At 61.8% G+C, this 14,224-nt stretch carries 15 protein-coding genes; 10 read left to right on the plus strand and 5 right to left on the minus strand.

Annotated elements, in window-relative coordinates; all coding sequences use genetic code 11:
• The 3 genes from JWQ61_RS19495 to JWQ61_RS19505 all read right to left on the minus strand — a co-directional run.
• Window positions 1-322: MFS transporter (locus JWQ61_RS19495; protein WP_304361960.1), on the minus strand; the 322-nt coding region annotated here is incomplete at its 3' end.
• An 18-nt stretch (window positions 323-340) separates the two neighbouring features.
• Window positions 341-1,531, minus strand: a complete 1,191-nt coding sequence (locus JWQ61_RS19500; protein WP_304361961.1) for an HlyD family efflux transporter periplasmic adaptor subunit — start codon at window positions 1,529-1,531, stop codon at window positions 341-343.
• A 24-nt stretch (window positions 1,532-1,555) separates the two neighbouring features.
• Window positions 1,556-2,989, minus strand: coding sequence for an efflux transporter outer membrane subunit (locus tag JWQ61_RS19505; RefSeq protein WP_304361962.1), 1,434 nt, complete (start codon window positions 2,987-2,989; stop codon window positions 1,556-1,558).
• 184 nt (window positions 2,990-3,173) lie between these two features.
• Here JWQ61_RS19505 and JWQ61_RS19510 point away from each other — a divergent pair, with 184 nt between their 5' ends.
• The 8 genes from JWQ61_RS19510 to JWQ61_RS19545 all read left to right on the plus strand — a co-directional run bounded on the left by JWQ61_RS19510 (window position 3,174) and on the right by JWQ61_RS19545 (window position 10,243).
• A complete protein-coding gene (locus JWQ61_RS19510) occupies window positions 3,174-3,773 on the plus strand; it encodes a TetR/AcrR family transcriptional regulator (RefSeq protein WP_304361963.1) in 600 nt (199 codons plus the stop codon).
• Window positions 3,774-3,868: 95 nt separating this feature from the next.
• Window positions 3,869-4,702: a 3',5'-nucleoside bisphosphate phosphatase gene (locus JWQ61_RS19515; protein WP_304361964.1), complete on the plus strand. Its 834-nt coding sequence runs from the start codon at window positions 3,869-3,871 to the stop codon at window positions 4,700-4,702.
• A 208-nt stretch (window positions 4,703-4,910) separates the two neighbouring features.
• Entirely contained in the window at window positions 4,911-5,411 is a 501-nt protein-coding gene (locus JWQ61_RS19520; RefSeq protein ID WP_304361965.1) for a hypothetical protein, read from the plus strand.
• 160 nt (window positions 5,412-5,571) lie between these two features.
• On the plus strand, window positions 5,572-6,774 hold the full coding sequence (locus JWQ61_RS19525; RefSeq protein ID WP_304361966.1) for a c-type cytochrome: 1,203 nt from the start codon (window positions 5,572-5,574) through the stop codon (window positions 6,772-6,774).
• Between the two features lie 12 nt (window positions 6,775-6,786).
• Entirely contained in the window at window positions 6,787-8,544 is a 1,758-nt protein-coding gene (locus tag JWQ61_RS19530) for a cbb3-type cytochrome c oxidase subunit I (protein WP_304361967.1), read from the plus strand.
• Entirely contained in the window at window positions 8,541-9,206 is a 666-nt protein-coding gene (locus tag JWQ61_RS19535) for a bb3-type cytochrome oxidase subunit III (RefSeq protein ID WP_304361968.1), read from the plus strand. The genes JWQ61_RS19530 and JWQ61_RS19535 overlap by 4 nt, the downstream gene beginning before the upstream one ends.
• A gap of 9 nt (window positions 9,207-9,215) precedes the next feature.
• Window positions 9,216-9,920 carry a heme-copper oxidase subunit III family protein gene (locus JWQ61_RS19540; protein ID WP_304361969.1) on the plus strand — a complete coding sequence of 235 codons (705 nt, stop codon included), beginning with the start codon at window positions 9,216-9,218 and terminating at the stop codon, window positions 9,918-9,920.
• A gap of 8 nt (window positions 9,921-9,928) precedes the next feature.
• Entirely contained in the window at window positions 9,929-10,243 is a 315-nt protein-coding gene (locus JWQ61_RS19545; RefSeq protein WP_014005656.1) for a cytochrome C oxidase subunit IV family protein, read from the plus strand.
• A 7-nt stretch (window positions 10,244-10,250) separates the two neighbouring features.
• Here JWQ61_RS19545 and JWQ61_RS19550 read toward each other — a convergent pair whose 3' ends face one another.
• Window positions 10,251-11,312: an acyltransferase family protein gene (locus JWQ61_RS19550; RefSeq protein WP_304361970.1), complete on the minus strand. Its 1,062-nt coding sequence runs from the start codon at window positions 11,310-11,312 to the stop codon at window positions 10,251-10,253.
• An 84-nt stretch (window positions 11,313-11,396) separates the two neighbouring features.
• Window positions 11,397-12,536 (minus strand): SLC13 family permease, encoded by a 1,140-nt coding sequence (locus JWQ61_RS19555; protein ID WP_304361971.1) that lies wholly within the window; start codon window positions 12,534-12,536, stop codon window positions 11,397-11,399.
• 181 nt (window positions 12,537-12,717) lie between these two features.
• Here JWQ61_RS19555 and htpX point away from each other — a divergent pair, with 181 nt between their 5' ends.
• Both htpX and JWQ61_RS19565 read left to right on the plus strand, forming a co-directional pair.
• On the plus strand, window positions 12,718-13,602 hold the full coding sequence (gene htpX / locus JWQ61_RS19560; RefSeq protein WP_304361972.1) for a protease HtpX: 885 nt from the start codon (window positions 12,718-12,720) through the stop codon (window positions 13,600-13,602).
• 68 nt (window positions 13,603-13,670) lie between these two features.
• Window positions 13,671-14,224, plus strand: a 554-nt coding sequence (locus JWQ61_RS19565) for an L-threonylcarbamoyladenylate synthase (RefSeq protein WP_304361973.1), incomplete at its 3' end; no start/stop codon positions are given.

Consider the following 14,224-nt stretch of genomic DNA (forward strand, 5'->3'; position numbering starts at 1 on the left):
GCGAATTGGCCAGGCCGCACAGCGCCGAGAACACGCCGAACATGACCATCGACGTGATGAATACCCGCACCGCGCCGAAGCGGTTGGCGAGCCAGCCGGTCAGCGGCACGGTGATCGCTTCCGCCACTGCGTACGAAGTGATGACGTAGGTGCCCTGGCTGGAGGAGGCGCCGAGCGCACCGGAGATGGTCGATACCGAGACGTTGGCGATGGTGGTGTCGAGCACTGCGATGAAGTTGGCGGCGGCCAGCAGCAGGCCGGCGCCGATCAGCTGCGCCCCGGCCAGGGGTGTGATCGGCAGTTCTGAAGAGGTGGATGACATGCTCTGCTTTCCTGTTGCTTACATGCGCGCAGCCGGGGCGCTCTTGTCGCCGCGCGTATCAATCGACACTTCCATCGACAAGCCGACGCTCAAGGGTTTGGCGATCAGCTCCTTGCGCTCTATCGAAATCCGCACTGGCAGCCGCTGCACCACCTTGATCCAGTTGCCGGTGGCGTTTTGCGCCGGAATCATGGCGAACGCCGAACCGGTGCCGCCCGACAGGCCGACCACGGTGCCGTGGTATTCGACCGAACCGCCGTAGATGTCGGCGCTCATGGTGACCGGTTGTCCCAGTTGCACCTGGGTCAGCTGGCCTTCCTTGAAATTGGCGTCGACGTGCATCGACTGGGTCGGCACCACGGTCATCAGGGCGGTGCCGGCCTGCACCCGCTGGCCGGCCTGGACCTGGCGCCGCGCCACCACGCCGTCGACCGGGGCGCGCAAGACGGTGCGCTCCAGGTCCAGCTTGGCCTGGTCGCGCTTGGCCCGGGCCAGTTCGACTTCAGGATTGGTGGCGACGGTGGTGTTGGCGGTCAGCACCGTGCTGGCTTGCTGGGCGCCGATGGTGGCGCTGCGGTTGCTCTTGGCTTGTATGGCGCCGGCTTCAGCGACTTTCATGTTGGCTTGTGCAGTCAGCAGCGCGCTGCGGGCATTGGTCAGCTCTTCGCCGGAGACCGAGCCGGACTTGGCCAGCGCTTCGCGCCGGCGCAGGTCGAGTTCGGCGCGCTGCAAGTCCGCTTGCGCCGACAGCACCTGGGCCGCGGCGCGGCTCTGCTCGGCGTCGCGCGCCAGGACCTGGGCCGCTAGTCCGGCGTCGTTGGCGAAATAGCTCTGCACGCGGCGCTCGGAACGATCCAGGTCGGCTTCCGCCTGCAGCAGCGCCAGTTTGGCGTCGCTATTGTCGATCACGACCAGCACCTCGCCTTGCTTCACATATTGGGTGTCGACCACCTTGACATCAGCGACGATGCCGTTGATGGCCGGCGTGATCTGGGAAATTTCAGCCGCGGTATACGCATTGTCGGTGCTGATGTAGCGTGAGCCGATGAAATGCCAGTAAGTGGCGTAGGAAAGGCCGCCGAGCAGGATGACGCCGCCCAAGATGGCGAACAGTTTCTTGCGTTTTTTGGTGGTGGCCGCCTGTTCCGCCTTGAGCGCGGCTTCGGTGGATGCGAGTTCTTGGACTGCCTGGGAATCGGAATGTGACATGTTGTTCTTACCTATTGAGTTTGATCAGATTGCAGCCTGGCGATAACCGCCGCCCAACGCCCGCACCAGTTGCACGTCCAGCGCGAACATGCGCGAACGCAGCGTCGACAGGTCGCGCTGGTTGGTGAGCAGGGTGTCTTGCGCGTTGAGCACGTCGAGGTAGGTCGCCAGTCCGCCTGCATAGCGGTTCTGGGCGATCTGGGCGGCTGCCGCGGCGGCGTCGACCGCTTCCTGCACCTTGCCCAGGCGTCCCGATAAGGCTTTTTCGCTGACGGCGGCATCGGCGACATCCTGCAATGCCTGGGTCACGGCGCTGTCGTAGTTGGCCACGGCTTCGTCATAACTGGCGCTGGCCTGGCGATACTGGCCGCGCAGGCGGCCGCCCTCGAAGATCGGCAGCGAGATGGCGGGGCCGATGCTGCCGATATCGGAGCCGGCCTTGGTCAGCATGCCCAGCCCCAGCGACTGGAAACCGAGGTAGGCAGTCAGGTTCACGTTCGGATAGAACTGCGCCTTGGCGACCTTGATCTGCTTGGCGGCGGCTTCGGCGCGCAGGCGCGCGGCCACCACGTCCGGCCGCCGGCCGAGCAGGTTCACGGGCAGCTGCGACGGCAAGGCAAACGGCTTGGACAGGTCGAGCACCGGCCGCTGCAACGACAAGCCGCGGTCCGGTCCGGCGCCGAGCAGGGCGGCCAGCTTGTTGCGTTGCAGGGCTATCGATTCGTCCAGGCTCAGCAGGTCGGCTTCGGCGCTGGCCTTGCGCGCCACTACCTGCTTGACGCTGCCGAGCGTCTCCAGGCCGTTGAGGCGGCGCTGTTCAAACAGGTCCAGCGTCTGTATCCGCACCTGCAGCGCTTCTTGCGCCGTGTCGTGCTGGCTCAGCAGGCGCTCGAATTCGGCGTAGGCGGCGGCGATCGAGGTCGCCAGCGTGATCCTGGCCTGGGCCGCGTCGGCTCTGGCGGCTTCCAGGTCGGAGGTGGCGGCGGCCAGCGCGGCGCGGTTCTTGCCCCAGAAATCGATTTCATAACTGAGGTTGAGCGTGGCCTGGCCTTCGACGTTGTAGTTCTGCGGCACGAACTCCGGCGGCACGCCGTTGTTGTAGCTTTGCTTCATGTAGTCGGCCGAGGCATTCGCGCTGACTTGCGGCAGCAGGGCGGCGCCTTGCTGCTGGGCCACGCCTTGCGCTTTCAGCAGGCGCGCCTGGGCTGCCGCCAGCGACGGCGCGCCCTTCAAGCCTTCGGCGATCAGCGTGTCGAGTTGGCGGTCGCCGTAAATCGTCCACCAGTTGTCGTCCGGCCAACTGACGGCATTGCCGGCCAGCTGGCCGGTTTGATAACTGCTGATGTCCTTGGGCGCGGCGCGCGGGCCGATTTCGGAAAACGGGGCGCAGCCGCTGATGCTCAGCGCCAGTACGCATATGCTGAGGGTGGCGTAGGGTGGAAAATAAGGGCGTGACATAGGAAATATCCTGTTGTAAATCGACATGGCCAAAATTCATAACTGAACTGTACGGTATAGTATAGTATTGACTTTTCAGCGTCGTCAAGTAAAACTGTTGGCCTTGACGGGGTAGGTTTTTTTTACAACAAAGGCGCGGCAATTGCCGTCAGCGCCACAGGTAGGCAAGGACAAGGAACAATCAATGCGCAAGAAAAGCGAAGAACGACGACAGGCGATCCTGGATGTCGCGGCGCAGATGTTCAATGAATCGGGATTCGAAGGGGCTTCGATGTCGGACATATCGGCGCGCCTGGGCGGATCGAAGGCGACGCTGTACAACTATTTCTCGTCGAAAGAGGAAATTTTCGTCGAAGTCCTGCTGCGGCAGGCTGGCGCGCAGTTCGACCTGACCTTCGCCAGCCTGGTCGAATCCGACGATCTGCGCGCCGTCTTGCAGCGTTTCGGCGCGATGTACCTGCAGGCGAAACTGCAGCCCGAGATCATCGCTGCGCGCCGTCTCATCCTTTACCATGCCGAGCGGTCCCAGCTTGGCCAGGTCATGTACGAGCGCGGACCGAAAAGGGGCACGACCAGGATGGCCGAATTCTTCGCCAGCGCAATGGCGCGCAAACAGATCCGCGAAGCCGATGCCTGGCTCGCCGCCTTGCAGTTCCACGGCCTGATGGAGGCGGAGTGGATCGAAGTCAGGATGCTGGGGGTGGTCACAGCGGTGACAGCGGCCAAGGTGCGCGATTCGGTGGAACGCGCCGTCGATGCCTTCATGCGGATTTATGCCATTTGAGAATATTCCTGCGACAGGGAAATGTGCGCTCGCAGCATGGGACAGCCAAGGAGCGTACAATCGAGGCATGACAGCTGCTTTCCCTGTACGGACCAATGATATTGAACGTTGATCTCCATTGCCATTCCAATGTTTCCGACGGCACCTTGACGCCGGCGGCGGTGGCCGCGCGCGCCAAGGCTAATGGCGTCGATATCTGGGCCCTGACCGATCACGACGAAATAGGCGGCATCGCCGCAGCGCGGGCCGCGGCGGCTGAGCTCGGCCTGCCGTATGTGGCGGGAGTAGAGATCTCGATCACCTGGGCCGCGCAGACCATCCACATCGTCGGTTTGCAAATCGACGAAACCAATGCTGAACTGGTGCAGGGGCTGGCCGCCACGCGCGGCGGCCGCGAACGGCGTGCGCATGAAATGGCGGAACAGCTGGCGGCGGTGGGAATTCCCGGCGCCTTCGAAGGCGCCTTGAAGCATGTCGGCAATCCGGACCTGATATCGCGCACTCATTTTGCCCGCTACCTGGTGGAGATCGGCCGCTGCGCCGACACCAGCGAAGTATTCCGCAATTTCCTGACCGAGGGCAACCCCGGTTATGTCCCGCATCGCTGGGCCTCGCTGGAACAATCGGTGCGCTGGATCTGCGGCGCCGGCGGTGTGGCGGTGGTGGCGCATCCGGGCCGCTACAAGCTGAGCGACCTGGCTTTCGACGCTTTTTTCAACGAGTTCAAACAGCTCGGCGGCAGCGCGATCGAAGTCATCACCGGCAGCCACACGCCGGACCAGTACGGCTATTACGCCAAGGTCGCCGCCGACTACGGATTCCTTGCTTCGCGCGGTTCCGATTTCCACAGCCCGAGCGAATCGCGGGTTGATCTCGGCACCTTGCCGCCACTGCCCGACAGCCTGACGCCGGTGTGGCACAACTGGTGATTTCCGCAGCACTGCCTCCGCAATAATCTCCCCCGCCAGACCCTGAAACAGCCGGCTATGCTGCTGCGTCGCAGCATAGTTACTGCCTTTGCATGTCGATGATTCTGTACTACTCTGAATTTGAACCTGTTGCAGAATTTGTGCACGGGGTCTTGTCATATCTGCAGTAATGATGTGGCAGTTGCTTATTGCTTTTGAGGAGGTCGTCATGGAACTTCACATGCATTCGCATCACCTGGAGCGCCGCTTGCCAGACTGGCCGGCGGCAGCCGTCTCCGGTTTTGCCGCCGGTGCGGTCGTGATGGTGCTGGAGCTGCTCTGGTCAACCCTGTTCATGGATACCAGCCCCTGGGTCACCTCGCGCATGGTGGCCGCCATCGTCCTCGGACCGGACACGATGCAAGCCAGCACTTTCAGCGTCGGCGTGGTCGCCGTCGCCCTTGCCACCCACTATGTGCTGGGCATCGTCCTCGGCCTGATCCTGGCTGTCATCATTGCGCCTTTCCACTTTGACTCCAGCGTCGGCATGATACTGCTGACCGGCGCTGTGTTCGGCCTCGCCGTCTACCTGTTCAATTTTTACGGCATGGCGCGCTTCTTCTCGTGGTTTAACGACATGCGCGGCTGGTCGACCATGGCTGCCCACCTGATCTTCGGCATGTCGGCAGCGATCATTTACTGGAAGCTGGAACGGCCGATAGGGCAATAACGGCCACGGCGTGCTCGGCCAAGGGGTTGTCGGCGGACCAGGACAGCGATCCTGATCCGCCCCGGATGGGTTTCGCTGCGCTGACGTCTGTAGCGATCAAGAGTAGTCTTCATTGCATCTCAATCACTGCTGCGAGCGCTTCGCAGGAGAGAGGATAGCTATGGCCATGGCTGTTGCGCTCGTCTTGATGGTTGCCGCCTCGCTGCTGTTTCATTTTCTCAGCCCTTGGTGGGCCACGCCGCTGGCGTCGAACTGGCGCCAGATGGACGATACGCTGACCATCACGCTGGTCATCACCGCCATCTTCTTCGTTGTCATCAACCTGTTCATCGTCTACACCTTGCTGCGTTTTCGCCATCGCGAAGGGCGGCGCGCGGCCTACCAGCCCGACAACAAGAAACTCGAACGCTGGCTGATCGTCGCCACCAGCATCGCCATCATGGGCTTGCTGGCGCCTGGCCTGTTTGTCTACGCGGCTTATGTAACGGTGCCGGCGAATGCGCTGGATGTGGAAGTGGTCGGCCAGCAGTGGCAGTGGAAATTCCGCTATCCCGGGCCCAGCGGCAAACTGGGACGCTCCAGCGTCGACCTGGTCAGCGCCGCCAATCCGTTCGGGCTGGATCCGCGCGATCCGGCCGGCCAGGACAATATCCTGATCAACAATAACGAACTCCACCTGCAGATCAACCAGCCGGTCAGGATGCTGCTGCGTTCGCAGGACGTGCTGCACGATTTCTACGCGCCGCCATTCCGCGCCCGCATGAACATGGTGCCGGGCATGGTGACCTCGTTCTGGTTCACGCCGAACAAGCTCGGCCGTTATGAAGTCTTGTGCGCGCAGCTGTGTGGCGTCGGCCATTCGGGCATGCGCGGTTATGTCGTAGTGGAGGACGCCGCCAGTTTTCAGAAATGGCTGAAGGCGCAGCCGACGTTTGCCCAGACCATGGCGCCGCCGGCTCCAGCTCCGGCGCCGCAGGTCGGTGCGGCGGCCGGCGGCGCTGCTGCAGCCGTGACCGGCGATGCCCTGGTGGCGCAAGGCAAGGCGCTGGCTGAATCCAAGGCTTGCGTGGCTTGCCATACGGTGGACGGCAGTCCGCGCGTCGGCCCGACCTGGAAGGACTTGTTCGGTAAAACCGAAACCATGGAAAACGGTTCCACCGCAAAAGTGGACGAAACTTACCTGAAGGATTTCATCCGCAATCCGCAAGCGCGGGTAGTCAAGGGCTTTGCGCCGATGATGCCGAAGATCGACATGAGCGATGCCGAGCTGGAGGCGCTGGTGGCTTACATCAAATCCTATGGCACGCCGGCGCCAAGCCAGCAGGCGCAGCAATCACCACCATCCAGCGCACCATCCCGATAACCGAGGAACCCCATGGCCCACACCGACGACAGCGCGCACCATGACCACGGACCGCAAGGTTTCTTCCGCAAATACGTCTGGAGCCAGGACCACAAGGTGATTGCGATCCAGTACGCCAGCGTCGCCATCCTGGCCGGACTGGTGGGGGTCGGGCTGTCGAACCTGATGCGCCTGCAGCTGGGCTTTCCCGGCAAGTTTGCCTTCATCGATGCGCCGCATTACTACCAGTTCATGACCATGCACGGCATGATCATGGTGATCTACCTGCTCACGGCGCTGTTCCTCGGCGGTTTCGGCAATTACCTGATCCCGCTGATGGTGGGTGCGCGCGACATGGTTTTCCCATACCTGAACATGCTCAGCTTCTGGGTCTACCTGCTTTCGGTGATCGTGCTGATGGCGAGTTTTTTCGTGCCGGGCGGGCCGACCGGCGCCGGTTGGACCTTGTACCCGCCGCAGGCGATCTTGCCGGGCACGCCGGGTTACGAGTGGGGCATCATCCTGATGCTGGTGTCACTGTTGATCTTTATCGTCGCCGCCACCATGGGTGGCTTGAACTACGTGACTACTGTATTGCAGGCGCGTACCCGGGGCATGACGCTGCTGCGCATGCCGCTGACGGTGTGGGGAATTTTTGTTGCGACCATCCTGGCGCTGCTGGCTTTCCCGGCGCTGTTCGTGAGCGGCATCATGATGCTGCTGGACCGGACGCTGGGCACCAGCTTCTTCATGCCGGCGCTGGTGTCGATGGGACAGGTCAGCGGTTATAAAGGCGGCAGCCCTTTGCTGTTCCAGCACCTGTTCTGGTTTTTCGGCCATCCCGAGGTGTATATCGTGGCCTTGCCGGCGTTCGGCATCGTCTCGGACCTGATCAGCGTGCACGCGCGCAAAAGCATCTTCGGCTACCGCACCATGGTGTGGGCGATCCTGGCGATTGGCGTGCTGAGTGTGGTGGTGTGGGCGCACCACATGTTTGTCAGCGGCATGAATCCCTATTTCGGATTCTTTTTCGCCACCACCACCCTGATCATTGCGGTGCCTACCGCCATCAAGGTCTACAACTGGGTGCTGACCTTGTGGAATGGCGATATCCACCTGTCGGTGCCGATGCTGTTCGCGCTGGCGTTCATCAGCACTTTCCTGATCGGCGGCCTGACTGGGCTGTTCCTTGGCAACGTCAGCGTCGACATTCCTTTATCCAACACGTATTTCGTGGTGGCGCATTTCCATATGGTGATGGGCGTGTCGCCCTTGCTGGTGGTGTTTGGCGGCATCTACCACTGGTACCCCAAGGTGAGCGGCCGCATGCTGCACGAAGGGATGGGGAAATTCCATTTCTGGATCACTTTTCTCGGCACTTATGCGATCTTCTTTCCCATGCATTACCTCGGCATCCTCGGCATGCCGCGGCGCTACTACGCCTTCGACGGCTATAAATTCATCCCCGACTCGGCGCATGCGCTGAATGCCTTTATCAGCGTGGTGGCGCTGATCGTGGCGACGGCGCAACTGGTTTTCATCTTCAACCTGGTCTGGAGCATATTCCGCGGCAAGCCGGCGCCGGCCAATCCATGGCGCGCCGCCTCGTTGGAATGGCAGACGCCGGACACGCCGCCCACCCATGGCAACTGGGGCGAACAGCTGCCGGTGGTGTATCGCGGCGCTTATACCTATAGCGTGCCGGGCGCCAAGGAAGACTTCATTGCGCAAAACGTGCCGCCGGTGGCCGGCGATGCCGAGTCGCTGGTGGTCAAGGAGACATACGCATGAATTCGATCCACTCCAGCCCGGCCGCCATCCTGAAACCACCCGCCGCCGGTTATGTGCGCTATGGCTATGGCGTCGAAGGCATGCCGCCTGACCTGCGCGATGCGGCTGTCAGCGTCGCCTTGTGGGTATTCATCGGCGTCGCGACATCGCTGTTCCTGCTTTTCCTGGCCGCCTACGGCATGCGGATGGATGCCGGCGACTGGTCGCCGCTGGCGATGCCATGGCAGCTGTGGCTGAGCAGTTCGCTGCTGGTGCTTGCCAGCGTGCTGCTGCAGCTGGCGGCGACAGCGGCCGGTTCGCTGCATTTGCAGCGAGCCCGCTCCCTGCTGGTCGCCGCCGGTGTTTGCGGCTTCGCTTTCCTGGGTGCGCAACTGTGGGGATGGCAAGCATTGCTGGCCATCCATGTGACCGCCAGCGGCAATCCGGCCGGCAGTTTCTTTTATCTGCTGACAGCCATGCATGGCCTGCATGTGGCGGGCGGGCTGGTCGGCTGGGGCGTCGTCGCGCATGGCGCCTGGCGGCAGGACGCCAGCCGCCTGACCTGGCGCATCCGTTTGTGTGCGCGTTACTGGCATTTCCTGCTGGTGCTGTGGGCGCTGCTGTTTGCCGCACTTGGCTGGCTGACACCGGAACTGGTGCGCCTGGTTTGCGGTACGCGCTAAGGAGGGCATATGAACACAACAACAGCAGCATCTCCTGCAACCGCGCCGGCCACCGGGCGCTGGCGGCAGCTGGTGGCGGACTGGTCGTCGGATCAGCAGGCGTTCCAGGTGTCGTGGGGCAAGGCCATGATGTGGATTTTCCTGCTGTCCGACACTTTCATCTTCAGCTGTTTCCTGACCGGCTACATGACGGTGCGCATGGCCAACACCGTTCCCTGGCCGAATCCGAGCCTGGTGTTCAGCCTCAATATCGGCGGCGTCGAAGTGCCTTTGCTGCTGATCGCGATCATGACTTTCGTTTTGATCAGCAGTAGCGGCACCATGGCGATGGCGGTCAATTTCGCCTACCGCCGCGAACGTGTGCGCGCCGCCGTCCTGATGTTTGTCACGGCAGGTTTCGGTGTGTGTTTCGTCGGCATGCAGGTGTTCGAATGGAGCAAGCTGATTTTGCAGGAAGGCGTGCGCCCCTGGGGCAATCCGATGGGGGCGGCGCAATTCGGCTCGACTTTTTTCATGATCACCGGTTTCCACGGGCTGCATGTGAGCGCCGGCGTGATCTACCTGATTACGGTGGCGGTGCGCCTGCTGCGCGGCAGTTATGACGCAGTTGGCAAGACCGGTGGAAATTACCAGATTGTCGAAATCGCCGGACTGTACTGGCACTTCGTCGACCTGGTCTGGGTTTTCATTTTTGCCTTGTTCTATCTCTGGTAGGTGCGCTCATGACTTCCGCCACAGGACAACAACATCCGATCAGCCTGTACCTGAAAATATGGGGCCTGCTGTTCGTGCTCAGCACGCTTTCCTATCTGGTCGACTATTTCAATTTCCACAGCTACCTGCGCTGGACCCTGATCCTGGTCCTGATGCTGATGAAGGCGGGCCTGATCGTCGCCTTCTTCATGCACATGGCCTGGGAACGGCTGGCGCTGGTGTTCGCCATCCTGATTCCGCCGCTGTGCCTGCTGGTGCTGGTGGGCTTGATGGCGACTGAAGCCGACTACACTTTCCTGACCCGGCTTTCATTCTTTCGCTGAAGTTGAATTACAGCTTGATATACCAGCGCTGCCGGTCCATCACATACACGATCAGCCACCAGACAGCGACAAAGGCCACGGCGAACGCCAGCGACGCAATGTAAGGGCCGGCCAGCGGCGTGAGCCAGCCGGCGAACAAGCGTTGGTACAAGGTTTCCTGGCCCAGGCCGGGCAACACGATCTGCATCAGTTCCGAGCCGGCATACGCCGCCACGGCATTGAGGCCGAAGCGCCGTCCCACTGCCGGCCAGTTGCGCCGATCCACCAGCCAATGGAATAGCAGCAGCGCCAACGTGGCCCAGCCGGCGCACCACAGCACAAACGATGAAGTCCACAGGTTCTTGTTGAGCGGCAGCGCCAGCGACCACAGCGCGCCCAGGACCAGCGCCGCGACGGCGGCAACCAACAGCTGCTTCAAGCGGTTCTCGCGCAGCCAGCGGCCGGCGCACAGGCCGAGCAAGCTGGTCGCCAGCGACGGCAAGGTGCCGAGCAGGCCTTCTGGATCATGGCCGCGGCCGCTGGCGGCGTCGATCTGGTAAACGAAATGCCCGAACAGGGCGCTATCGCTGCGGCTGGCCAGGTTGAGCCACGGCTCCAGCGAACCTCCCAGCGCCAGCAAACCCCAGTAGCCGAGCAAGATTGCGACGATCAGACCCCATTGCGTGCGCGGCCTGGTGTAGATCGAACACAGCGCGGTAGCGGCGAAGCACAGCCCTATGCGTTGCAGCACGCCCGGCAGGCGCATGTGGGCGCCTGGCATGATAAGCGAGGCCAGCAGATTGATCAGCAAGCCTAGCGCTACGATGCGCAGCGCCCGCATAAGGGCGGCGCGCGCCAGCGTCGATGGATTGGCGCCTTGCGCCAGCCGCGGTTCGATGCCCAGCGCGGTCGAGACGCCGACCACGAACAGGAAGAACGGAAACACCAGGTCGGTCGGTGTGCAGCCGTGCCAGGCCGAATGTTCCAGCGGTGCGTAGACATGGCCCCAGTCGCCGGGATCGTTAACCAGCAGCATGGCGGCTACGGTGCAGCCGCGCAGTGCATCAACCGACGCCAGGCGGCGCGTCATGGAGCGGCAAACCGTTGTAATGCACAGTGCATGATGTCCCCTGATTTTTTTGTATGGCAAAGATAGCAGAATTTAAGTCAAGAACTAAGCCAGCAGCCCCCAGGCAATCAAGGCCGATATTGCAAGGAAGGGGAAAGAGTACAGGTGGAAGCGCAGCCAGAGATGGCGCTCGGGCGCCATGCGTAGCGCGATGATGTTGGCCAGCGAGCCGATCGCCAGGCCGAAGCCGCCGGCGTTGACGCCGTATGCGATCACTTTGTAAGCTTCGGAATAATTGACCAGCAGGATGGTCGCCGGAACATTGCTGATGACCTGGGAGCCGAGCAGGGCGGTCAGGAACAGTTCAAGCCGGGAAAAATGCGGAATCGCCGCCACCCAGTCCTGGATGAAATGCAGCTGCGTCAACAGGCGGATATCGATGAACATCAGGATGAAGATCAGGATCAGGCTCCAGTCGACCTTGGCGATGATCTCCCGGCAAAACAGCAGCGCCGCAGCCGCCACGCCAAGTAGGCCCCAGCCTGGATGGCCCAGTTCCACCGAGGCCACGAACGCCAGGTAGAGCAGCCCGCAGGTCCGCAGCAACCCGACCCGGTAGGAGGCCGAATTGTCTTCCAGTTCAGCGTGTATGGTTTGTCTGGGAAAGCAGAACCAGGTCGCCAGCAGTAATAGTAAAAAAATCGTTAGCGCCAGCGGCGCCATCTGCCAGGTGAAGCCGGCGAAGGACAGGTGCGAGCGCTGCCAGAGCAGGATGTTTTGCGGGTTGCCGATCGGCGTCAGCATGGAGCCGGCGTTCACCGCCAGCGCTTCGAAGATCACCAGGCGGCCGATCGGCAAGCCGCTGATGCCGCCCAGGCCGACCGTCAGCGGCACCATGATGAACAGCGCGATGTCGTTGGTCAGCACGGTGGAGAGCAGGGCGGATGCCGACACCAGGAAGATAGCCAGCACGCGTTCCTGCTGCAGCCGGTTGATGATGGTGCGTCCCAGGTGTTCCAGGTAACCGCTGACTTCGATGCCCTTGGTCAGCAGCAGCATGCCGGCCAGCGTGGCGATGGTGTTCCAGTCGATCCAGTGGCGGTATTCCGTCAGCGGCTGCGGCGAGGCAATGGAGAGGATTATCGCGATGGCCAGCAGCAGGTGCATCAGCCGGTCGCGCAGGAACGGCAGGCTGATTTGCCGGATGAAAGATGGCGCCGTGGCTGGCTCAATGGTTGCTGGCATGGAGATTTTTGGATGTATGGCGCAAAGAGGCTGTTTTTGTTGTGGAAATATTATGCAAATGTGATGTTTTACGGGGCGGACAGTCTGGCATAATTGCTTAACAGCCAGAACCTGCGCCCTTGAAATTTGCGGCGGCGACCTTATTTTAAATGCACTTCCTTCCCATTCCGGAGTTTTCTACATGAAACGTATTTTCCTGTTCCTTGCTACCAATATCGCGGTGATGGTTGTGATGAGCATCGTGCTGTCGCTGCTGGGTGTGGACCGTTTCCTCACGCGCAACGGCCTGAACCTGCCGATGCTGATGGTGTTTTCGCTGGTGGTCGGTTTCACCGGCTCGATTTTCTCGCTGCTGATCAGCAAGCAGATGGCGAAATGGTCGACCGGCGCCCGCATCATCACCACGCCTTCCAATTCGACCGAGCTGTGGCTGGTGGATACGGTGACCAAACTGGCGCAGCGCGCCGGCATCGGCATGCCTGAGGTGGCAGTGTATCAGGGCGATCCGAATGCGTTCGCCACCGGCGCGTTCAAGAACTCGGCGCTGGTCGCGGTGTCCACCGGCCTGCTGGAAAGCATGACCAAGGAAGAAGTGGAAGCGGTGCTGGGCCACGAGATCGCCCACATCGCCAACGGCGACATGGTGACCATGACCCTGATCCAGGGTGTGGTGAACACTTTTGTAGTGTTCCTGTCGCGCGTCATCGGTTATGCTGTCGATCGCGCTTTGTCGCGCGGCAATAACGACGGCCCCGGCATCGGCTATATGGCCACCGTGCTGGTATCGCAGATCGTGCTGGGCATAGGCGCATCGCTGATCGTCGCCTGGTTCTCGCGCCACCGCGAATTCCGCGCCGACGCCGGCTCCGCCAAACTGCTGGGCAGCGCCTTGCCGATGCAGAGGGCGCTGGCAAGGTTGGGCGGGGTCGAACCGGCGACATTGCCGGAATCGATGGCCGCGCTGGGCATCAACGACAAGCCGGGTTTCATGGCGCTGTTTTCCAGCCATCCGCCGATAGAACAACGTATAGCTGCATTGCGCGATCCGCAAGCAACAGCCTTGTAATTTTAATTTGCATGCAAGGCGGCGCTGGCCTTCGGGCCGGCGCCGCTTTTCATTTAGAAGATTGAGCCATGAGCCAGTTTTTCCAGATCCATCCGGATAATCCGCAGCTGCGCCTGATCAAGCAGGCGGTGCAGATCATCCAGTCCGGCGGCATCGTCGCCTTGCCGACTGACTGCTGTTATGCGCTGGTCTGCCAGCTGGACAACAAGGATGCCGTAGAGCGCGTAAGGCGTATCCGCGGCGTCGACGACAAGCATCACCTGACGATGCTGTGCCGCGACCTGAGCGAGATTTCACTGTACGCCAAGGTCGACAACCGCCAGTTCCGCCTGCTGAAAAGCGCAACTCCGGGCGCTTACACCTTCATCCTGGAAGCAACCAAGGAAGTGCCGCGCCGCCTGAGCCATCCGGCGCGCAAGACCATCGGCCTGCGCGTGCCGCAGCACAGTATCGTCAACGCCGTGCTGGAAGAGCTGGGGCAGCCGCTGATCGGCACCACCCTGATCCTGCCTGGCGAGGACCAGGCCCTGACCGATCCGGAAGAAGTGCGCGGCCAGCTGGAAAAACAGATCGAACTGGTGATCGACGGCGGCGCCTGCAGCCTGGAGCCGACTACGGTGAT

The sequence above is a fragment of the Collimonas fungivorans genome (assembly GCF_028292705.1).
GTDB classification, from domain to species: Bacteria; Pseudomonadota; Gammaproteobacteria; order Burkholderiales; family Burkholderiaceae_D; genus Collimonas; species Collimonas fungivorans_B.